This window comes from Streptomyces sp. NPDC001002 (genome assembly GCF_053599215.1).
Genome location: NZ_JBSFLV010000020.1, coordinates 70,878 through 92,210, shown reverse-complemented (window position 1 = coordinate 92,210; position 21,333 = coordinate 70,878). Strand labels below are relative to the sequence as shown.

General features: G+C 71.7%; 17 protein-coding genes. 3 read left to right on the top strand and 14 right to left on the bottom strand.

What is annotated here, in order from left to right; all coding sequences use genetic code 11:
• Positions 1–42: 42 nt before the first annotated feature.
• The 3 genes from ACWDR3_RS12395 to ACWDR3_RS12385 all read right to left on the bottom strand — a co-directional run bounded on the left by ACWDR3_RS12395 (position 43) and on the right by ACWDR3_RS12385 (position 4,179).
• Positions 43–2,367 (bottom strand): FdhF/YdeP family oxidoreductase, encoded by a 2,325-nt coding sequence (locus ACWDR3_RS12395; RefSeq protein WP_450352428.1) that lies wholly within the window; start codon positions 2,365–2,367, stop codon positions 43–45.
• Positions 2,368–2,499: 132 nt separating this feature from the next.
• Positions 2,500–3,435, bottom strand: a complete 936-nt coding sequence (locus ACWDR3_RS12390; RefSeq protein WP_450352427.1) for a Dyp-type peroxidase — start codon at positions 3,433–3,435, stop codon at positions 2,500–2,502.
• A 111-nt stretch (positions 3,436–3,546) separates the two neighbouring features.
• Entirely contained in the window at positions 3,547–4,179 is a 633-nt protein-coding gene (locus tag ACWDR3_RS12385) for a DUF1345 domain-containing protein (protein ID WP_450352426.1), read from the bottom strand.
• 225 nt (positions 4,180–4,404) lie between these two features.
• On the opposite strand from ACWDR3_RS12385, the gene ACWDR3_RS12380 reads away from it, so the two are divergent.
• Complete coding sequence (locus ACWDR3_RS12380; RefSeq protein WP_450352425.1) at positions 4,405–5,631, top strand: trypsin-like serine peptidase; 1,227 nt, start codon at positions 4,405–4,407, stop codon at positions 5,629–5,631.
• 135 nt (positions 5,632–5,766) lie between these two features.
• Here the strand turns inward: ACWDR3_RS12380 and hflX are convergent, their stop codons facing one another.
• From hflX to miaA, 6 genes are all read right to left on the bottom strand, one after another.
• Positions 5,767–7,260 (bottom strand): GTPase HflX, encoded by a 1,494-nt coding sequence (gene hflX, locus ACWDR3_RS12375; RefSeq protein WP_450352424.1) that lies wholly within the window; start codon positions 7,258–7,260, stop codon positions 5,767–5,769.
• 176 nt (positions 7,261–7,436) lie between these two features.
• The gene (locus tag ACWDR3_RS12370; protein ID WP_450352423.1) at positions 7,437–8,969 is read right to left on the bottom strand and encodes a M1 family metallopeptidase; all 1,533 of its coding nucleotides are present in this window, start codon (positions 8,967–8,969) and stop codon (positions 7,437–7,439) included.
• Positions 8,970–9,190: 221 nt separating this feature from the next.
• Positions 9,191–11,293, bottom strand: a complete 2,103-nt coding sequence (locus tag ACWDR3_RS12365) for a RelA/SpoT family protein (protein WP_450352422.1) — start codon at positions 11,291–11,293, stop codon at positions 9,191–9,193.
• Between the two features lie 298 nt (positions 11,294–11,591).
• Complete coding sequence (gene dapF, locus ACWDR3_RS12360) at positions 11,592–12,467, bottom strand: diaminopimelate epimerase (protein WP_450352421.1); 876 nt, start codon at positions 12,465–12,467, stop codon at positions 11,592–11,594.
• Between the two features lie 91 nt (positions 12,468–12,558).
• Positions 12,559–13,068: a hypothetical protein gene (locus ACWDR3_RS12355; protein WP_450352432.1), complete on the bottom strand. Its 510-nt coding sequence runs from the start codon at positions 13,066–13,068 to the stop codon at positions 12,559–12,561.
• Positions 13,069–13,173: 105 nt separating this feature from the next.
• A complete protein-coding gene (miaA, locus tag ACWDR3_RS12350; protein WP_450352420.1) occupies positions 13,174–14,112 on the bottom strand; it encodes a tRNA (adenosine(37)-N6)-dimethylallyltransferase MiaA in 939 nt (312 codons plus the stop codon).
• Between the two features lie 182 nt (positions 14,113–14,294).
• On the opposite strand from miaA, the gene ACWDR3_RS12345 reads away from it, so the two are divergent.
• Positions 14,295–14,615 carry a hypothetical protein gene (locus ACWDR3_RS12345; RefSeq protein ID WP_450352419.1) on the top strand — a complete coding sequence of 107 codons (321 nt, stop codon included), beginning with the start codon at positions 14,295–14,297 and terminating at the stop codon, positions 14,613–14,615.
• Positions 14,616–14,688: 73 nt separating this feature from the next.
• Positions 14,689–14,970 carry an antitoxin gene (locus tag ACWDR3_RS12340; RefSeq protein ID WP_450352418.1) on the top strand — a complete coding sequence of 94 codons (282 nt, stop codon included), beginning with the start codon at positions 14,689–14,691 and terminating at the stop codon, positions 14,968–14,970.
• A gap of 241 nt (positions 14,971–15,211) precedes the next feature.
• On the opposite strand, the gene ACWDR3_RS12335 is transcribed toward ACWDR3_RS12340, so the two are convergent.
• The 5 genes from ACWDR3_RS12335 to ACWDR3_RS12315 form a co-directional block, all read right to left on the bottom strand.
• Positions 15,212–15,928 (bottom strand): class III extradiol dioxygenase subunit B-like domain-containing protein, encoded by a 717-nt coding sequence (locus ACWDR3_RS12335; protein WP_450352417.1) that lies wholly within the window; start codon positions 15,926–15,928, stop codon positions 15,212–15,214.
• 99 nt (positions 15,929–16,027) lie between these two features.
• Positions 16,028–17,557, bottom strand: coding sequence for a tRNA (N6-isopentenyl adenosine(37)-C2)-methylthiotransferase MiaB (gene miaB / locus ACWDR3_RS12330; protein ID WP_450352416.1), 1,530 nt, complete (start codon positions 17,555–17,557; stop codon positions 16,028–16,030).
• A 38-nt stretch (positions 17,558–17,595) separates the two neighbouring features.
• A complete protein-coding gene (locus ACWDR3_RS12325) occupies positions 17,596–18,783 on the bottom strand; it encodes a kelch repeat-containing protein (RefSeq protein WP_450352415.1) in 1,188 nt (395 codons plus the stop codon).
• Positions 18,780–19,973 (bottom strand): Kelch repeat-containing protein, encoded by a 1,194-nt coding sequence (locus ACWDR3_RS12320; RefSeq protein ID WP_450352414.1) that lies wholly within the window; start codon positions 19,971–19,973, stop codon positions 18,780–18,782. The genes ACWDR3_RS12325 and ACWDR3_RS12320 overlap by 4 nt, the downstream gene beginning before the upstream one ends.
• Positions 19,970–21,280, bottom strand: a complete 1,311-nt coding sequence (locus ACWDR3_RS12315) for a Kelch repeat-containing protein (RefSeq protein ID WP_450352413.1) — start codon at positions 21,278–21,280, stop codon at positions 19,970–19,972. Before ACWDR3_RS12315 ends, ACWDR3_RS12320 begins: the two co-directional genes overlap by 4 nt.
• Positions 21,281–21,333: the final 53 nt, after the last annotated feature.

The window sequence follows — 21,333 nt, the reverse complement described above, 5'->3', positions numbered from 1 at the left end:
GTTGACAGGGTCGTTGACGTCGTCGTGCCCCAAGTCGCCCAGTCAGGCGGCCGGTTCGATGGTGACCTTGACGTGCTTCATCAGGGGCTGGTCGCTCTGGGTACTGAAGTCGCCGATGGCGCACAGGACGTTCATCTCCGGCATGTAGCCGGCCGCGCAGCCGCGCGGGATGTCGTACGGGACGGCGAGGTAGCCGTCGAGGTGGCGGTGGCTGCCGTCCTTGGCGGTGCTGGTGATGTCGACCGGGTCGAACTCGGCGAGGCCGCGCTCGCGCATGTCGTCCTTGTTCATGAAGACGAGGGTGCGGAGGTTCTCGATGCCGCGGTAGCGGTCGTTGTCGGAGTAGATGGTGGTGTTCCACTGGTCGTGGGAGCGCATCGTGCCCAGCGCCAGGGTGCCGGGGGCGGGGACCACGTCGGGAAGGGACGCGGTGGAGAATTCGGCGCGGCCCGACGGGGTGAGGAAGACCAGTTCGCGGGCGGGCTGCTTGATGCGGAAGCCGAGGGGCAGCCGTACCCGGCGGTTGAAGTCCTCGAAGCCGTCCAGGACTTGGGCCATGGTGTCGCGGATGCGGTCGTAGTCCTCGACGTACCACTCCCAGGGGGTGGAGCTGTCGGGCAGGGCGGCGCGGGCCATTCCGGCGATGACTGCGGGTTCGGACAGCAGGCGGGGCGAGGCGGGGCGCTTCATGCCGAGGGAGAGGTGGACCATGCTCATCGAGTCCTCGACCGAGGTGCTCTGGACGCCGTGGCGCTGCTGGTCCTTCTCGGTGCGACCCAGGCACGGCAGGATGAGCGCCCGTTCGCCGTGGACGAGATGGCTGCGGTTGAGCTTGGTGCTGACCTGGACGGTGAGGTCGCAGGTGCGCAGCGCCTCGTAGGTGTACGGGGTGTCGGGGGCGGCGAGGGCGAAGTTGCCGCCCATGCCGACGAACACCTTCACCTCGCCGCGGTGCATGGCCTGGACGGTGCCGACGGTGTCCAGACCGTGCTCGTGCGGCGGGTCGATCGCGCAGACCTCGGCGAGGCGCTCCAGGAACGTCTCGTTGGGCCGGTGGTCGATGCCGCAGGTCCGGTTGCCCTGCACGTTGCTGTGCCCGCGGACGGGCGACGGTCCCGCGCCCTCGCGCCCCAGATTGCCGCGCAGCAGAAGGAGGTTGACGATCTCGCGGACGGTGTCGACGCCGTGTTCGTGCTGGCTGACGCCGAGGCACCAGCTGATGATGCTGCGGTCGGCGTCGCGGTACACGCGCGCCACCTTGAGGATGTCGTCGCGGTCGACCCCGGACTGCCGCTCGATCTCCGCCCAGGAGGTCTTCTCGCACAGCGCCCGGTAGGCGTCGAAGCCCTCGGTGTGGCGGTCGAGGAACACCTGGTCCAGCGCCTTGGGGTCGGTCCGGGCCTGTTCCAGGATCGCCTTGGCGACCCCGCGCAGGAGCGCCATGTCACCGCCGATGCGCGGCTGCAGGTTCAGGGTGCTGGTCCGCGTCGATTTGAAGAGGGCCATGTCGGTGAAGTCGTGCGGCACGATGGTGCGGGTCGCCGCTGCCTCTACCAGCGGGTTGATGTGCACGATCTGCGCGCCGCGCCGGTAGGCCTCGGCCAGGGCCGTGAGCATCCTGGGCGCGTTGGAGGCGGCGTTGACGCCCATGATGAACAGGGCGTCGGTGGCCTCCCAGTCCTTGAGGTCGACGGTCCCCTTTCCGGTGCCCATGGATGCCGTGAGCGCACGCCCGCTGGCCTCGTGGCACATGTTGGAGCAGTCGGGCAGGTTGTTCGTGCCCAGTTCGCGGGCCATCAACTGGTAGAGGAAGGTGGCCTCGTTGCCGAGCCGGCCGGAGGTGTAGAACGCGGCCTGGTTCGGGCTGTCCAGTTCGCGCAGGGCACGCCCGACCGTCTCGAAGGCGTCGTGCCAGCCGATCGGGACGTAGTGGTCGGACTCGGGGTCGTAGACCATCGGCTCGGTGAGCCGGCCCTGGTCCTCCAGGTCGAAGTCGCTCCAGCCGGAGAGTTCGGTGACCGAGTGGGCGGCGAAGAAGTCACGGCCGACCCGCTTGGGGGTCATCTCCCAGGTGACGTGCTTGATGCCGTTCTCGCAGATGTCCAGGTGCAGGCCCTTGGTGTCGTCGGGCCAGGCGCATCCGGGGCAGTCGAAGCCGCCGTTCTCGTGGTTCATCCGCATGATCGCCCGTGGCCCGTCCACGAGGGCGCCCTGGCGCGCCAGCACCTTGCCCACGCTCTTGGCCGCGCCCCAGCCGGCGGCGGGGTGGCGGTAGGGGTGGGCCTGCGGTTCGCCCTGCGGATCGGGCCCCACGTGCGGCTGCGGACCGTTCTGGCCGTCGTGCGTGGTGGTCACGGGTCTCACCATCTCCCCGTCCGGGCGGGCAGGCACCAGGAGAATTGCGCTTTCCAGACATCTACGATTCCACAGTGCCCACGCCGACGCGATTCGGCAGGACAGGCTCCCGCCCGAACCGCTTGCCCCTCCGACCAGCCCAGGTCAGCCCGTCGGCGCCGCAGGCAGGTCGTCCAGGAATCCGGCGGTCGGCACGTGGAACAGGCATCCCGTCATCGCCGTCGAGAAGTCCAGGATCCGGTCGTGCTTCGCCCCGCCGTCGCCGAGGAACATGTTCCGGAGCATCCGCTCGGTCACGTCGGGCGTACGGGCGTAGCCGATGAAGTACGTGCCGAACTCGCCGGTGCCCACGGTCCCGAAGGGCATGTTCTCCCGCACGATCTTGAGCTCGTTGCCGTCCTCGTCGGTGATGACGTTGAGGGCCACGTGGGAGTCTGCGGGTTTGACGTCGTCGGGGAGTTCGAGGTTGGTCAGCTTGGTGCGTCCGATGGCGTTCTCCTGCTCGTCGGCCGGCAGGGCGTTCCACGCCGTCATGTCGTGCAGGTACTTCTGGACGATCACGTAGCTGCCACCCTTGAAGGCGTGGTCCTCGTCGCCGATGAGCACGGCGTCGGACGCCAGCCGGCCCTCGGGGTTCTCGCTGCCGTCGACGAAGCCGAGCAGGTCGCGCTCGTCGAAGTACTTGAAGCCGTGCACCTCGTCGACGACCGTGACCGCGCCGGCCAGCCGTTCCACGAACAGCCGGGTCAGTTCGAAGCAGAGGTCCGTCCGCCGGGCCCGCACATGGAAGAGGAGGTCCCCCGGCGTGGACGGGGCCCGGTGCCGGTCACCGGCCAGCTCCACGAACGGATGGAGTTGTCGCGGACGCGGTCCGCTGAACAGCCGGTCCCAGGCCTCCGATCCGATGCCGACGACACAGGTGAGTTCGTCGTCGGGGGCGCGGAAGGCGACCGAGCGGCGGATCCCCGAGACGTCCTCCAGCAGATCGCGGACCGTCTCCTCCTGCCCCGGCCCGATGGTGACCACGAGAAAGATGGCGGCCCTGGCCGGCGGGACGATCACTGCCTGCGGCTCGACCACGGGTCGGCCTCCTCAACCTGTCCGAGACGGGTCCCGCGATGGGGCCCGAGGTGGGTCCGTTCTCCGCCATCCTGCTGGGTCCCCGGAAAATCCGCACGAGGACACAGCGACTCAGCCACCGACGAGGCCCACTACGAGGTTGATGGCGGTGGCGAGGATGCTGGTGCCGAAGACGTAGGACAGCAGCGAGTGCCTCAGCACGATCGCGCGGATCTCCGGACTGGAGACGTCGGTGTCGGAGACCTGGTAGGTCATGCCGAGGTTGTAGCTGAAGTAGAAGAAGTCCCGGTACGCCGGCGGCTGGTCGGAGTTGAAGTCGATGCCCTTGCCGGTCTCGTAGTACATGTACGCGTAGCGCGCGGCGTACATCAGGTGCAGCGCGGCCCAGGCCAGAAAGACCCCGCACAGGGCAGTCGTGGCGGCGGCGTGGCCGGGGTCGGATCGGCCGCGTACGAGCAGCAGCACGATGGCGACCAGCCCGCACAGGGCGACCGCGACGACCAGGAGTTCCTCGACGAGGGGCCGGAAGTCCTCGCGCTGGGCGTTGCGGTGGGTGTCGGTGGCGTCCATCGGCCACAGCACCACCCAGCCGGTCACGACGAAGATGAGTTCGGTGGCGGCGATGCCGGCCAGCACCCCCAGGGCCGGGTCGGTCGGCAGCCAGACACCCACACCGACGACGGCTCCGAGGACCGTCGCGCCGGCGAGCCTGGACAGGGCGTTCAGCGGCTGACGAGTCCCCATGGGTGAACACCGTAGCCCCATCGGCACCGTCCGGCTCGGCAGGGCCCGCCGGGTCGGCGGAGCGGGTCGCCTCCGCACCCTCTTCAAGCAGTTCAGAACCCTCGACACCCAGGTCAGACCGCTTGTAGCCGAACCGTTGCCGTTCCGTGGGACGGCACCCACAGCGGACCCATAGTCTGTGATGCCGTTCCGCCGAATTCCGTTGAACCCAGGGGGAGTCAGACCATGCGACCCATCCGGCCGTCCTTCACCACCCGCCCGGGGAGGAGTGCGCGCCGCAGAGTCTCCCCCGTGCTGACCGCCGTCGCGATCGCCTCCGCGCTGGCGCTCACCGCCACCGCCTGTGGCTCCGGCGACGACACCAAGGCGGACGGGCGGGCCTCGGCCGCTGCCGCCGCGTCGGACGACAGCGGGATCAAGATCCCGGACGACATCAGGGACAAGCTCAAAGAGCACGGGATCGACATCGACAAGTGGAAGGACGGCGCCTGGAAGAACTGGGACAAGGAGGACTGGCTGCGCGAGGCCGACGATTTCGTCAACCCGATCATCAAGGGTCTGTGGGACCCGGAGCGGATGCGTGACGCCGACGACCCGGACAAGGGCGTCGACGACAGCGACCTCTCGGGCGACCAGGGCGTGACCGACCCGACGCCCGAGCCGGTGGACGCGAAGGCCGTGCCGCCCACGTACCACGCCAACGCGGCGACGGCCGGCAAGGTGTTCTTCGACTCCCCCGAGGGCACGATGGTCTGCTCGGCGACGGTTGTGCAGGATCCGGCGCACCCGGGCAAGTCCAACCTGGTCTGGACGGCGGGCCATTGCGTGCACGCCGGCAAGAAGGGCGGCTGGTACCGCAACATCGCGTTCGTGCCGTCGTACAACGACCAGGGCAAGTCGGCCGCCGAGTTGGAGAACGCCACCCGCGAGGAGACCGCCCCCTACGGCGTGTACTGGGGTGACTGGGCGCAGACCTCCCAGCAGTGGATCGAGCAGGGCGGCGAGACCGGCGGCGACGGAGCCTCGTACGACTATGCCGTCATTCATGTGACGCCCGAGAAGGGCAGCAACGGCAAGTCCCTTGAGGAGACGGTCGGTTCGGCGCTGCCGGTGAACTTCAAGGCTCCGGCCGTGCCGAAGGTGTCGAGCATCACGGCGACCGGCTATCCGGCGGCGGAGCCGTTCGACGGCCAACTGCTGTACCAGTGCCAGGACAAGCCGGGTCGGCTGTCGATCAATGCCGCGGACCCGACGATGTACCGGATCGGGTGCACCATGACCGGCGGTTCGTCCGGCGGGGGTTGGGTCGCGACGGGTTCGGACGGCAAGCCTGCGCTGGTGTCCAACACCTCGATCGGTCCGGTGACCGCGGGTTGGCTGGCCGGTCCGCGGCTCGGCGACGTGGCGAAGGGCGTGTACGACTCGGTGAGCGAGAAGTTCGCCGGTCAGTGAGCGGGCAAAGCCGAAGGCCCGCCCCCTGACCAACAGGGGCGGGCCTTCGGGCCGTTCAACGGGACGGATGCCCACGCCGCGGACACCCGGCCGACACCGGATGCCCAGCCGACACCGACAGACGTCCTACGACGCTCAGACCAGCGGCGCCGGAACGTACGGCGTGAGTTCCGCCGCCAGTTCCTCGTGCACGCGCACCTTGAGCAGGGTGCCCTCCGGGGTGTGCTCCTCGGAGATCACCTCGCCCTCGTCGTGCGCGCGGGCGACGAGCTTGCCGTGGGTGTACGGCACGAGCGCCTCGATCTCGACGGACGGCCTCGGCAGCTCGTTGTCGATGAGCGCGAGCAGCTCCGCGATGCCCTGGCCGGTACGGGCCGAGACCGCGATGGAGCGCTTCTCGATCCGCATCAGCCGCTGCAGCGTCAACGGGTCGGCCGCGTCCGCCTTGTTGATCACGACGATCTCGGGCACCTTGGTGGCGCCGACGTCCCTGACCACCTCGCGCACGGCGGCCAGCTGCTCCTCCGGGTTCGGGTGCGAGCCGTCCACCACGTGCAGGATCAGGTCGGACTCGCCGACCTCCTCCATGGTGGAGCGGAACGCCTCGACCAGGTGGTGCGGCAGGTGCCGGACGAATCCGACGGTGTCGGCCAGCGTGTACAGCCGGCCGCTCGGGGTCTCCGCCCTGCGGACGGTCGGGTCCAGGGTCGCGAACAGGGAGTTCTCGACCAGGACGCCCGCGCCCGTGAGGCGGTTGAGCAGGGACGACTTGCCGGCGTTGGTGTAGCCCGCGATGGCGACCGACGGCACCCGGTGGCGCTTGCGCTCCTGGCGCTTGATGTCGCGGCCGGTCTTCATCTCCGCGATCTCCCGGCGCATCTTCGCCATCTTCTCGCGGATCCGTCGCCGGTCCGTCTCGATCTTGGTCTCACCGGGACCACGGGTGGCGAGGCCGCCGCCCGAGCCGCCGCCCATCTGGCGGGACAGCGACTGACCCCAGCCGCGCAGCCTCGGCAGCATGTACTGCATCTGCGCGAGCGCGACCTGGGCCTTGCCCTCTCGGGACTTGGCGTGCTGGGCGAAGATGTCGAGGATCAGGGCCGTACGGTCGATGACCTTGACCTTGACGACGTCTTCGAGATGGATGAGCTGGCCCGGGCTGAGCTCACCGTCACAGATCACGGTGTCGGCGCCGGTCTCCAGGACGATGTCCCTGAGCTCGGTCGCCTTGCCGGAGCCGATGTAGGTGGCCGCGTCGGGCTTGTCGCGACGCTGGACGACGCCGTCGAGCACGAGTGCGCCGGCGGTCTCCGCGAGGGCGGCGAGCTCCGCGAGGGAGTTCTCCGCGTCCTGTGCGGTTCCCGTGGTCCAGACGCCGACCAGGACGACCCGCTCCAGCCGGAGCTGGCGGTACTCGACCTCGGTGACGTCCTCGAGCTCGGTGGAGAGGCCGACCACGCGGCGCAGGGCCGCGCGCTCGGAGCGGTCGAACTGCTCGCCGTCCCGGTCTCCGTCGATCTCGTGGCTCCAGGCGACGTCCTCTTCCATCAGGGCATTGGCCCGAAGACCGTCGGGGTTGTCGTGCGCGAAGCGCTTGGCGTCCTGGGAAGGGGAAGAAGAGGAGGTCATTGGATCCTTACGTAGATAGGGAGTGCGATACGGCGCTCATCAATCTCAACGTCCGAGTACCCCGGGAGATTCCCGTGTCCCGTCCCGCGCCGACCGAACGATGGTCGCACGGGACGCCCCGTCTCGTCACCGACTTATTTCCCGGTCCCAGCGCCTTCCTTTCAGGCCTCGGCCGCCTATTTCCCGGCCTTCGTGCCCGGGTCGACGGCCTTCCAGTCCGGGTGACCGGGCATCGGCGGGGTCTTCTCGCCGTACAGCCAGCCCTTGAAGAAGTCGTCCAGGTCGTGTCCGGAGATCTCGGCGGCGAGCTGTTCGAAGTCGGCGGTCGTCGCGGTGCCGTCGCGGTGGAGTTCGACCCAGGTGCGTTCCAGGCGCTCGAAGTCGGAGCGGCCGATCTCCTCGCGCAGGGCGTACAGGGCGAGCGCGGCGCCGTCGTAGACGTTCGGGCGGAAGATGCTGATCTTCTGGCCGGGGGCGGGCGCCTTGGGCCGCGCGGGCGGTCCTCCGGCGGCGCGCCAGCGGTCCGAGGCGCCGTACGCGGCCTTCATCCGCGCCTCCATCGAGCGGCCCCCCTTCTCCTGCGCGTACAGGGCCTCGTACCAGGTGGCGTGTCCTTCGTTGAGCCACAGATCGGACCACGCGCGCGGGCTGACGCTGTCGCCGAACCACTGGTGGGACAGCTCGTGCACCATGATCGACTCGACGTACCACTTCGGGTAGGCGGGCTCGGTGAAGAGGTCCTTCTCAAAGAGGGAGAGGGTTTGAGTTTCCAACTCGAAGCCAGTGGTCGCGTCCGCCATGAGCACGCCGTACGTCTCGAAGGGGTACGGGCCGACCTTGCTCTCCATCCAGGAGATCTGGTCGGGCGTCTTGGCGAGCCACGGTTCGAGCGCCTTGCGGTCCTTGGTGGGCACGACATCGCGCACCGGCAGCCCGTTGGGCCCGTCGCGGTGCACCACGCTGGAACGGCCGATGGAGACCTGGGCGAGCTCGGTGGCCATGGGGTGCTGGGTGCGGTACGTCCAGGTGGTCGCCCTGCCGACGCGGTCCACGCCCGCGGGGAGGCCGTTGGCGACGGCCGTGTAGCCGTTCGGGGCGGTGACCCTGATGGTGAACATCGCCTTGTCGGAGGGGTGGTCGTTGCACGGGAACACCAGGTGCGCGGCATCGGCCTGGTTGGCCATCGCGAGCCCGTCCTTGGTGCGCACCCAGCCGCCGTCCTGCCCGTCGGCGGGCACCGGGTCGCTGGTGTGCCGCACGGTGATCCGCGTCCAGCTCCCCTCGGTCAGCGGCTCCCGCGGCGTGACCACGAGGTCGTCACCGGCCTTGGTGTACGACGCCGGCTCGCCGTCGACCTCGACCGACTCGACCTTGCCGTGCGCGAAGTCGAGGTTGAGCCGGTCCAGGTTGGTCGTCGTCCAGGCGTCGATCGTGGTGACCGCCTGGAGGGGCTTGCTGTTGGAGCCCGGATAGACGAAGGAGAGGTCGTACGACGCCACGTCGTACCCGGGGTTGCCGAGGTACGGGAAGAGGCGGTCGCCGACGCCCAGCGGGGCCGCCGGGGCGCTCGCGGCGAGGAGGCAGACGGAGACGGCGGAGGCGAGCAGCGCGGTCGCCCTGAGGCGGCGGGGGCTCCTCGTGCGAGGGCCTGCGGTGTGCGGGGCGGCGGCCTGGGGGCGGGCCGCCCGGACGCGGGGGGTGAGCAGCATGCCCCACGGCCTACCAGCGCGCGCGTGCGCTGCGGCGACGGCGCGCGTTCGGCCCACCCGAACGGGTAGGTCGGGCGGGGGTGCATGGCGTGACACCCCGGCGCGTCAGCTACCGCGCACGCCCCTCGCGGGGTGCGGGCCAGCAGGCCGAAGGTCCGCTGCTACGAAGGCGAGCCCGCCGTCAGAGCCCCGCCCGCACACCTGGCTCTTCCAGCCCGCGCTCACAGCCCCGCCGTGTGCGCCCTGCTCACGTCGTACACCCCGGGCACGTTCCGCATGGCCCGCATCAGGGCGGGAAGGTGGGCCGCGTCCGGGAGTTGGACGGTGTACGTGTGGCGCACCTGCTGCTGCGTCGGCGGTTCGACCGTCGCCGAGACGATCTCCGCGCCTTCGAGGGCCATGGCCTCGGTGAGGTCGGCCAGCAGGTGGGGTCGGACGAACGATTCGGCGACCAGGGTGACCCGGCACTCGGCGGTGTCGCCCCAGCGCACGCCGACCTCCGGGCGCCCCGCGGTCTTCATCCGCGCCACCCCGGCGCACTCCACGCGGTGCACGGTCACCACGCCCCCGCGCACGGCGAAGCCGGTCACCTCGTCGGGCGGTACGGGCGTGCAGCAGCCGGCCAGGCGCACGGTGGCGCCGGGCTGGTCGACGGTGACGTGGTCGGTGGCGGGGCGGGTGGTCGGCGCCTCGGCGGTGGGCCGCTGCGTGACGGCCGGGCCCTCGGCCTCCTCGGCGGCGTCCTGCGAGGGGTGGGTGGTGATCCAGCGCTGGATGGCGATGCGGGCGGCGGGCGTGTGCGCGTGCTCCAGCCACTCCCTGGAGGGCTCGGAGGCGGGGTCCTGCCCCATTAGGAGCTGGACGGTGTCTCCGTCGCGCAGGGCCGTGCTGAGCGTCGCGAGGCGGCCGTTGACGCGGGCGCCGATGCACGCGTGCGCGTCCTCGCCGTACTGCGCGTACGCGGCGTCGACGCAGGTGGCGCCGTCGGGCAGGCCCAGGGTGCCACCGTCGGGGCGGTAGACGGTGATCTCGCGGTCCTGGGCGAGGTCCTCGCGCAGGGTCGACCAGAAGGTGTCGGGGTCGGGCGCCGCCTCCTGCCAGTCGAGCAGGCGGGAGAGCCAGCCGGGCCGGGTGGGGTCGACGCGCTCGCCGTCGGCGGGGTCCTCGGGCGCGGGCGCGTACGGATTGCCGAGCGCGACGACGCCGGCCTCGGCGACCTTGTGCATCTGGGGGGTGCGGATGAGGACTTCGACGACCTGACCGTCCCCGCGGGCCACCGCGGTGTGCAGCGACTGGTACAGGTTGAACTTCGGTACCGCGATGAAGTCCTTGAACTCCGAGACGACGGGCGTCATACAGGTGTGCAGCTCGCCCAGGACGGCGTAACAGTCCGCGTCCTCGTTCACGAGCACGAGCAGCCGCCCGAAGTCGGCGCCGCGCAGCTCGCCGCGTTTGCGGGCGACGCGGTGGACGGAGACGAAGTGCCGTGGCCGGATGAGGACTTCGGCCGGGATGTCGGCGTCGCGCAGCACCACGCGCATCTCCTCGGCCATCTCCGCCAGCGGATCGTCCGCGCGGGAGGCGTTGTCGACGATCAACTCCCGTGTGTGCTCGTACTCCTCGGGATGGATGATCTGGAAGACCAGGTCCTCCAGCTCGGTCTTGAGCGCCTGGACTCCGAGCCGTTCGGCGAGCGGGATGAGGACGTCGCGGGTGACCTTGGCGATGCGCGCCTGCTTCTCGGGGCGCATGACGCCGAGGGTGCGCATGTTGTGCAGCCGGTCGGCGAGTTTGATCGACAGCACGCGTACGTCGCTGCCGGCGGCGACGAGCATCTTGCGGAAGGTCTCGGGCTCGGCGGCGGCGCCGTAGTCGACCTTCTCCAACTTCGTGACGCCGTCGACGAGATAGCGGACCTCGGCGCCGAACTCCTCGCCGACCTGGTCCAGCGTCACGTCGGTGTCCTCGACGGTGTCGTGGAGCAGAGAGGCCGTCAAGGTCGTTGTCTCGGCGCCGAGTTCGGCCAGGATCAGGGTCACGGCGAGGGGGTGCGTGATGTACGGCTCGCCGCTCTTGCGCATCTGGCCGCGGTGCGAGGACTCGGCCAACACATAGGCGCGGCGCAGGGGTTCGAGGGCGGCGTCGGGGTGGTGGGCGCGGTGGGCCTCGGCGACATGGCCGATGGCGTCGGGCAGCCGGTCACGGGCCGTGGGGCCGAGCAGGGCCGCCCGGCCCAGTCGGCGCAGATCGATCCGCGCCCGCCAGCGAGCCGCGGACCCGGTCATCGGACCTGGGGTCGCGGGGTTCGTGGCCTCCGCACTCATGGGCACCTCCGGCTGCGTGGACCGGCGGACGGGGTGCCCCAGGGCGGACACGGCGCTGGGGGCGGCGACACTCCCCCGTCCGGGCCGGTGCTTGATGCTACCGAGCCCACCACGTGCGACTGACCGCCTCTCGTCGAGCGTGAAACGGATCACCCATTCGAGCGAAGGTTTGTAGGTTTACGGTTTCGCGCCACAAGGAAAGCGGTCGCCCGTGGTTTCGAACCCACGACCGCTCAACCGGCGCCGGCTCATGCACCACGCACGCGTGGACGCCTCGGATACCAAGCCACCACACCGCTCAACTGGCGGCCTTTTCCAGCCACTCGGCGTCGATCTCGCCTTCGGCGACGATCACCGCGGGGCCGGTCATCTCGATCTCGCCGTCGGCCCGCTCGGTGATCACCAGCGTCCCGCCGGGCACATCGACGGTGTACGTCGCCGGGGCGCCGGTGACGGCGGGATCGGCGCCGTCCCTGCGCGCGGCGGCCACGGCGACCGCGCACGCGCCCGTGCCGCACGAACGGGTCTCGCCGGCCCCGCGCTCGTGCACGCGCAGCGCCACGTGCCCAGGGCCGCGGTCGACGACGAACTCCACGTTGACCCCGTCCGGGTAGGCGGCGGCCGGGCCGACCGGCGGCGGCGAGTACAGGTCGCCCGCGTGCGCGAGGTCGTCGACGAAGGCCACCGCGTGCGGGTTGCCCATGTTCACGTTCCGCGCGGGCCAGCTGCGCTCGCCGACGCTCACCGTGACGTCTCCTTCGGGCAGCCGCGCCCTACCCATGCCGACGGTGATGTCACCGTTCTTGGCAAGGTGCACGGCCTTCACACCCCCGCGCGTGGCCACGACCAGGTCGCCCTCGCCGATGTGTCCGGCGCGCTGGAGGTAGCGCGCGAAGACCCGAACGCCGTTGCCGCACATCTCCGCGATCGAGCCGTCGCCGTTGCGGTAGTCCATGAACCACTCCGCCTCGGCAGCCATCTCCCGCGCCTCGGGGTGCGCGGCGGACCTGACCACGTGCAGCAGTCCGTCACCGCCGATGCCCGCACGGCGGTCGCACAGGGCGGCGACGGTCGTCGGCGGCAGGTCGAGGCTGTTCTCGGGGTCCGGGACGATGACGAAGTCGTTCTCGGTGCCGTGGCCCTTGAGGAAGGGGATCCGCGCGCGGGTGCTCATGTCCCGATCGTAAGTGATGGGGTGGTGTCGGCCCGTGGGCGCGTGCGGCGCCTTCGTGGCCGGGCGCGCGGTTCCGCTCGCCCCTGAAAACTCAGCGCAGCCGCGCCACGCGCCAGACCGCCAGCACGACCACCGCGGCCACGACCACCACGTACGCCAGCACGACCCGCCAGTCCGGCCGGGAGCCGGAGCCGCGCTGCGGGAGGCCCGGTCCGGTGTAGCCGACGCGGCGGGCGGCCATCATGCCCCAGCCGGCCGCACAGGAGCAGATCAGCAGGCCCAGCATGGCGATCACCGCGCCGCTGTCGCCGAAGTCGAAGGCGAGCGGGAAGGCGAACATCAGGGAGCCGACCGCGGCCAGGGCGACGATGGGGGCGAGCTGCCAGATGCGCAGTCGGCGCTGCGGGCGCAGTTCGACCTCGACCTCGGGGCCGCTCGCGAACATCTCCTCGGGCTCGGGACCGTCCGCGGTCACTCCGCCCTGGGTGTCGTCGGGCCCGTCGGGGCTCAGACGGTCCTCGTCCAGTTCCAGCTCCGGCCCACTGCTCTCAGCGGTCAGGGGCTCGGTGCCGTGTGCGGTGTCGCGAGGGCCGGCCTCCATCGCCACGCGCCCTCCCAACTTAGGAACTAGGTCGATCGAAGCTCGATGATGGCACGGCACCGGAGGCCGCGATGACGGCCGGAGCGTCCCGATGCCATGACGTGATCAGGCTGTGACCGGTCGTTCGACCAACGCCAGTGCGAGGTGCGGAAGTTCTGTGAGATCCGCCGCGGCCCCACTCAACCAGTGCACCCGTGGATCGCGCCTGAACCACGAATCCTGACGGCGCGCGAAGCGCTTGGTGGCACGGACGGTCTCGGTGCGCGCCTCGTCGAGGGTGCACTCGCCCGCGAGCGCGGCCAGGACCTGCTGGTAGCCCAGCGCGCGCGAGGCCGTACGCCCCTCGCGCAGGCCCTGCGCCTCCAGCGCGCGCACCTCCGTCACGAGCCCCGCGTCCCACATCCGGTCGACGCGGCGGGCGATGCGCTCGTCGAGTTCGGGGCGGGCCACGTCGACGCCGATCTGGACGGTGTCGTAGACCGAGTCGTGGCCGGGGAGGTTGGCGGTGAAGGGCCGGCCGGTGATCTCGATCACTTCGAGCGCGCGGACGATACGGCGGCCGTTGCTGGGCAGGATCGCGTGCGCGGCCTCGGGGTCGGCGGCGGCGAGGCGGGCGTGCAGCGCACCCGAGCCGCGCAGGGTGAGCTCCTCCTCCAGGCGGGCCCTGACCTCCGGGTCGGTGCCGGGGAACTCCAGGTTGTCGACGGCTCCGCGGACGTACAGGCCCGAGCCGCCGACGAGGATCGGCCAGCGGCCCTCGGCGAGCAGGGCGTCGATCCGCTCGCGGGCGAGCCGCTGGTACTCGGCGACGGAGGCCGTGACGGTGACGTCCCAGATGTCCAGGAGGTGATGCGGCACTCCGTCACGTTCGTCGGGCGTCAGCTTGGCGGTGCCGATGTCCATCCCCCGGTAGAGCTGCATGGAGTCGGCGTTGACGACCTCGCCCCCGAGCTGCCGGGCGAGGAAGACGCCCAGATCGGACTTTCCCGCCGCGGTGGGTCCGACGACGGCGATGACTCGGGGGGCGGGGGGTGCGGTGCTCACCGGACCAGTCTCGCAAACCCGGCGAGCACTCCTCGAACGAGTTACGTGACGGTGACGGGACGGGGTCGTTGCCCGGTCGAGGTCCTCGCCGCCGGTTCGCAGGAGGCGGCGGGGCGGGTGACGCGAACGGGCGCACCGGACGACGCGGGATTTCGCCCGCACGAGTAACGTATGGAGTGGATATGGGTGTTTTCGCACGACTTCTCCGGAGGTCGAAGGCCACGGAGGAGGCGTCGACCGCCGAGGCTCAGGACGGCGCGCTGACGGCGTGCTCGGAGTCGGCGGCGGAGCAGGCGGCAGCGGCGAAGGGGTCGGCCGAGGCGTCCGAGGTCAGGTCCGAGGACGCGGGTGCGGCCGAGGTCGAGCCGACGGCGGCGCAGGCGGAGACCCCGGCCGGGACGGCGGACTCCGAGGCCGGCTCCGGCGAGGGCGTCGAGATCCCCAAGCAGCAGTCCGCCGAGGCGACGGCCGACAGCGAGGCCGGCGAGGGCGCCCGCACGTAGCCGCCCGGCATACGCGTGCGCCGACGGGGTATCCGCCAGGCGCACGGGGGCCGGGACACACGGAAGGTGGACCATGGGTCTCCTGGACAATTTGAAGGCCAAGCTCTCTCCGGCCAAGGACAAGGTCTCGGGCCTCGCGCAGCAGCACGGGGGCAAGATCTCGACCGGTATCGACAAGGCCGCGAAGGTCGTCGACGAGAAGACCAAGGGCAAGTACAGCGACCGGATCCAGACGGGGACGGGCAAGGCCAAGGGCGCCGTGGACCGGCTCGCCCACAAGGACGACCCGACGGGCACGCCCCCGAGCGGCGGCCCGACACCGCCGCCGGACACTCCGCCCCCGCCGACCACCTGACCGACACGACACATCGACGGACGGCCGCGGAGCCCAAGGCCTCCCGGCCGTCCGCCGTGTCCGGAACTGCCGTGCCCGGGACCGCCGTGGCCTGCTCCCGGACAGCCCGCCCCTAGGCCCGCCCTCCGTCTCGGAGCTGCCGTCTCGGAGCTACCGTGCCCGGGACCGCCGTGGCCGGCTCCCGGACAGCCCGCCCCTGGACCCGCCTCAGGATCCGCGAGGCCCGCGTCGACGACCCGCCTCAAGACCAGGTCGCGACCACGTACCCCACCCCGTACGGCGCGTCCTCGTACAGCAGTGTGCCGGTGAGGTCCGCGTTCTCGGCTGCGCCCGCGAGGACCTGCCAAGGGGCTCGGCCCGAGGCCTTCAACTCATACGCCAGCTCGCTGTCCAGTGCCTTCACGGCCGCCACGTCCGCCGTGCCCAGCGCCCGTGCGACCTCCGCGTCGAACGGCGCCGCCCGTTCGTCGAAGTAGCCGGGCGCCTTGAGCGTGCGGCACGCGCTGGCGTCGCCCATCACCAGCAGTGCCACCCGCTCGGCCCGGGTCGCGATGTCCCTTCCGACTTGGATACACCGCTCGGCGGCGAGAGGTTCCCCCACGCCGAGTCCCTCGATCGGGGCATCGGACCACCCGGTCCGCTCCAGCAGCCACGCGGCGACGGCCAGCGAGGGCGGCAGCTGCCCTTCGGGCGGGGCGTCCGACCCCCGACCGCCCAGCCGTACGTCCACGTCGACGCCGAATCCCCGGAAGGAACCCGGCGTGCCCTCGGGATGCGGCCCGCGCCCGCTCTGCTCGGCGGGCCCGAGGACCACGAGCCGGTCGGGCCGGGCGGCGGCCAGCACCCCGAGCGCGTCCGTGCACGCGGCACGCGCGACGTCCAGCTCGGCAGCGGCACCGGCGGCGACCTCGGGCACCAGGAGCGGCGGGCAGGGACAGACTGCGGCGGCTACAAGCATGATCGCCAGCGTAGCCCTGCGGGGCTGGCGGGCGTCAGTCCTCGATGAGCACGTCGGTGAGGTATGACGTCGGTGACCATCAAGTCGATGACCGTGAGGTCAGTCGCAGCCGCAGCCGCTCCCCGTGGCCACCGGCAGCGGCTCCGGTGCGCCGATCTTCGGCAGGCCCAGCATCACGCCCACCGGCTTCGCGGCCTCCGCGGCGTTGCGCTTCTCCCATGCGTCGCCCGCGCGCGTGCGGCGCACGTCGAGGGTGGGGCCCTCGGCGAGGAGATGGTGCGGGGCGGCGTAGGTGATCTCGACCGTGACCACGTCGCCGGGGCGGACGTCGACGTCCGGCTTGGTGAAGTGGACGAGGCGGTTGTCGGGGGCGCGGCCGGAGAGGCGGTGGGTGGCGCCGTCCTTGCGGCCCTCGCCCTCGGCGACCATCAGCTCCAGGGTGCGGCCGACCTGCTTCTTGTTCTCGTCCCAGGAGATCTCCTCCTGGAGGGCGACGAGACGCTCGTAGCGCGCCTGGACGACCTCCTTGGGGATCTGCCCCTCCATGGTGGCCGCGGGCGTGCCGGGCCGCTTGGAGTACTGGAAGGTGAAGGCCTGGGCGAAGCGGGCTTCGCGCACCGCGTGCAGCGTCTGCTCGAAGTCCTCCTCGGTCTCGCCGGGGAAGCCCACGATGATGTCGGTCGTGATCGCCGCGTGCGGGATCGAGGCGCGGACCTTCTCGATGATCCCCAGGTAGCGCTCCTGGCGGTACGAGCGGCGCATCGCCTTGAGGACCGTGTCCGAACCGGACTGCATCGGCATGTGCAGCTGCGGCATCACGTTCGGCGTCTCGGCCATCGCGGCGATGACGTCGTCGGTGAAGTCGCGGGGATGCGGGGACGTGAAGCGGACGCGCTCCAGGCCGTCGATCTTCCCGCAGGCCCGCAGCAGCTTGCTGAAGGCCTCGCGGTCGCCGATGTCGGAGCCGTACGCGTTGACGTTCTGGCCGAGCAGCGTGATCTCGGAGACGCCCTCGTCGACCAAGGCCTCGATCTCGGCGAGGATGTCGCCGGTGCGGCGGTCCTTCTCCTTGCCGCGCAGGGCCGGGACGATGCAGAACGTGCACGTGTTGTTGCAGCCGACGGAGATCGACACCCACGCCGCGTACGCGCTCTCGCGCCGGGTCGGCAGCGTCGAGGGGAACGCCTCAAGCGACTCGGCGATCTCGACCTGCGCCTCCTCCTGCACGCGCGCGCGTTCCAGCAGGACCGGCAGCTTGCCGATGTTGTGCGTGCCGAAGACGACGTCCACCCAGGGCGCCCGCTTCACGATGGTGTCGCGGTCCTTCTGCGCGAGGCAGCCGCCGACCGCGATCTGCATCCCGGGCCGCGAGACCTTGCGCGGCGCGAGCCGGCCGAGGTTGCCGTAGAGGCGGTTGTCGGCGTTCTCGCGCACGGCGCAGGTGTTGAAGACGACCACGTCGGCGTCCCCGTCCGACCCCTCGGGGGCGCGGACGTAACCGGCGTCCTCCAGTAGCCCGGACAATCGCTCGGAGTCGTGGACGTTCATCTGGCACCCGTAGGTGCGCACTTCGTACGTCTTCGACTGCTGAACATCCACTGCCGGGCTCCGGTCGCTGCTGGTGGTCATACGACAAGGGTAGGCCGTCCCGGAGGGGCGTCTGCCGCTCAGGGCGGCGGGGTGAAGACCTCCGCGGTCGCGGTGAGGACGTCGTCGCCCAGCCGCGCGGCGGCGTAGCCGTTGCGGACGGCACCGCCCACCACGAGGGCGCGACCGTCGGACAGCGAGGTGAAGGCGCTCTGCCAGCGTGGCAGGGCCATGGGGGCCGCGGGTGTCCAGGCGCGGGTCAGGGGGTCGTAGACGACGGCGTTCCGGTAGCCGGTGTCGAGGGTGACGTCGTTGGTGCCGCCCGCGACCAGGAGACGGCCGCCGGCGAGGGGGAAGGCGCAGTGCTGGGTGCGCCCGGTGGGCATGGGGGTGTCCGGGATCCAGGTGTCGGTCGCCGGGAGATAGCGCTCGGTGAGGGCCCGGCTGTACGGGTCGACGTAACCGCTGTCGGCCCCCGCGCCCGGGTCGCCGCCGCCGGTGGCCAGGACCGTGCCGTCGGACAGCAGGGTGGCCTGGTGGCTGTGCCGGGGGGTGGCCATGGTGCCGGCCGGGGACCAGGTGTGGGTGTCGGGATCGTAGATCTCGCAGAACGCGAGGCCGACGCCGTAGCCGGGACGGAACGTCACCAGGCCGCCGACGACCAGCACCCGGCCGTCGGGCAGGGTGATCGCCGGGTGGCGGAAGCGGGCGTCGTTCATGGGCGCCGCCGGGGACCAGGTGCCGCTGTCCGGGTCGTACAACTCCGCTGTATACAAAGGCGTGTTGGCGGACGGGGTGCGCAGACCGTGGCCGCCGGCCACCAGCACGCGGCCGTCCGGCAGCAGCGAGGCCGAGTGACCGAACCGGCCCTGGGCCATCGCCCCGGTCGCCGACCAGGTCCCGGACGCCGGGTGGTAGATCTCCGCCGAGGCCAGCGGACGGAGGGGATCGGCGACCGCCCCCTGCTGGCCGCCGGCCACCAGCACCCGGCCGTCCTTGAGCCGCGTCGCCGTGTGGATCCGGCGGCCGGTGGCCAGGGGTCCGGTGGCCGTCCAGGTCATGGCCGCGGGGTCGAGGACGGCGGCTTCCGCGGTGGCGGTGAGAGCGCCGTCGGCACCGCCGACGACCAGCACCCGGCCGTCCGCCAGCAGCACGGCGCCGCCGCCGTCGGCCCCGAAGTGGCTGCGGGCCCAGGGCAGTTCGCCGACGGAGGCCCAACTGCCGGGGCCCTGGACGGCGTTGGCGGCTTCGGTGAGAGACACCGTCATGGCGTGTAGACCTCCGCGGTCGGCACGTACTCGTCGTGGCCGAGGACAGCGCAGGAGTACCCCATCCGGCTGGTCCCGCCGACCGCGATCGCCCGGCCGTCCGCGAGCGCGGTCGCACCGAACGCGTAACGGCCGCTGACCATCCCGCCGGTGGGGGTCCACCGCCGAGTGACGGGGTCGTAGCGCACCGCGTTCCGGAAGCCGACGTCCAGGTTGGCGTCGTCGGCGCCCGCGATGACGAGGTAGTCGCCGGAGCGCAGCAGCACACCCCGGTGGTAACTGCGGCCCCAGGGCATGCCGGGCTCGGCGCTCCACCGGTCGGCGCCGGGGTCGTAGCGCTCGGCGGAGGCCATGCTGTACGGGTCGAAGGTGCCGTCGTCGGCCAGCCGGGCGGAGCCGCCGCCGACCGTGAGCACGCTGCCGTCGAGCAGCCGTACCGCCTGGTGGGCGAAGCGCGGCGCGCTCGTCGTCGCGGCCGGTGACCAGGTACCGGCCACCGGGTCGTACACCTCGCACAGCGCGAGCGCCGTGGTGTTCGCGTAGCCGATGTCGGCCAGCCCGCCGATGGCCAGGACGCGGCCGTCCCCGAGCAGCACGGCCTGGTGATGCCAGCGCGCGTCGTTCATCGCGCCGGTGGTGGTCCAGGTGCCGGTCTCCGGGTCGAACAGCTCTGCCGTGGTGAGGGTCAGCTCGGAGCGGGCGGAGCGCACGTGCTGGCCGCCGGTCACCAGGACGCGGCCGTCGAGCAGCAGCGTCGCGCTGTGGCCGGTCCGCGGGTACGTCATCGGTCCGGCCGGCGACCAGGTGCCGGACTCCGGGTCGAACAGCTCCGCCGAGGCCAGCCCGGGGCCCGGGAACGACTGGCCTCCGGTGACGCCGCCCACGGCCAGCGCGCGCCCGTCGAGCAGCGCGGTGAGGCTGTGCATCCGGCGGGCGGTGGCGAGCGGGCCGGCGGCCGACCAGGTGCCGGCCGCCGCGTCGTACAGCGCCGTGTCGGCCACCGAGGCGAAGTCGACGTTCGTCCCGCCGGCCACCAACACCCGTCCGTCCTTGAGCAGTTGGGGCCCCTCGTCCTGCCCGTACCAGCGCATCCCGGTCGGCAGCGTCCCCGCGGGTGACCAGGTCCCGGCCGGCGCGGCGGAGGCGGCGAGCGGTTCCCCGCCGCCCGTGAGCAGTGCCGGCCGGCTCATGACGGGGCTCCCGGCGTGGCGACGGTCGCCGAGACCGTGGCGGTCGATGAGGCCGTGACGGTCGATGAGGCCGTGACGGTCGATGAGGTGGGCGGCGCCCACCCCGTCGGCGTGAAGATCTCCGCCGTCGCCGTGATGACGTTCTCGCCGATCACCGGCGCCGCCGCGCCCGACAGGGTGATGCCGCCGAGGACGAGGGCGCGGCCGTCCGCGAGGGCGACCGCCGCCGGGGCCCAGCGGCCCTCGACGGTGGGGATGACGGCGGAGGCGGCGCGGGCCACCGGGTCGAAGATCTCGGCGTTCTGGTAGCCGACGTCGAAGGACGAGTCGTCGGTGCCGCCGACGATCAGGACGGTCCTGGCCTTGGCCAGCAGGACCGCGCGGTGGTGGCTGCGCCCCCACGCCAGGGTCGCGGTCTCCGTCGTCCAGGTGTCCCTGACCGGGTCGTAGCGTTCGTTCGTCCACTGGCTGTAGGGGTCGTAGGTCCAGCTGTCCGGCACAAAGCCCCGCATGTCCCCGCCGGTGACCAGCACCGTGCCGTCGCCCAGCAGCGTGGCCTGGTGGCTCTTGCGCTGGTTGGCAAGACTGGCGGTCGGCGTCCACTTCGCGGTGACCGGGTCGTACGCCTCGCAGTAGCCGAGAGCCGCGTGCCGGCCCTGCCCGATCGTCAGCACGCCGCCGACCACCAGCACGCGGCCGCCGGTGTCCGACAGGCGGACCGCCGGGTGGCCGAAGCGCGCGTCGGTGAGCGGCGTGGTCGTCGTCCACTGACCGGTGCCCGGGTCGTACAACTCGGCTGAGCGCAAAGACCCGTTGGACTGCGCCGAGCGTGCCGCGCAGCCGCCCGCGACCAGCACCCGGCCGTCCTTGAGCAGCGTCGCGGAGTGCGAGAAGCGCCCCTGACGCAGGTCGCCGGTCCTGGTCCACCGACCGGTCGCCGGATCGTAGATCTCGGCGGAGACCAGCCCCTGGGCGGGGAAGGCGGGCGCGATGCCGATGCCGCCGACCACCAGCACCCGTCCGTCGGCCAGCCGGGTCGAGGTGTGCAGCCGGCGCGCGGTCCACAGGGAGCCGGTACGCGACCAGGCACCACCGACGGGCTCGAACAACGCCGCGTCGGCGAACGGGTGGCGGCCGCCGTCCTCGCCGCCCGCGATCAGCACCCGGCCGTCGAGCAGTTGCACGGCGGCGCCGTCGGCCTGCGCCCAGAATCCGGCGAAGGGCGCGGGGGTGGTCGCGGACCAGGTGCCGGTGGCGACGGCTGCGGCTGCGGCTGCGGCTGCGGCTGGTGTTGCGGTTGCGGCCACCGCCGACCGAGCACCAGCCGAGTCTCCCGTGGGAGCCACGGCGCTACGAGCCG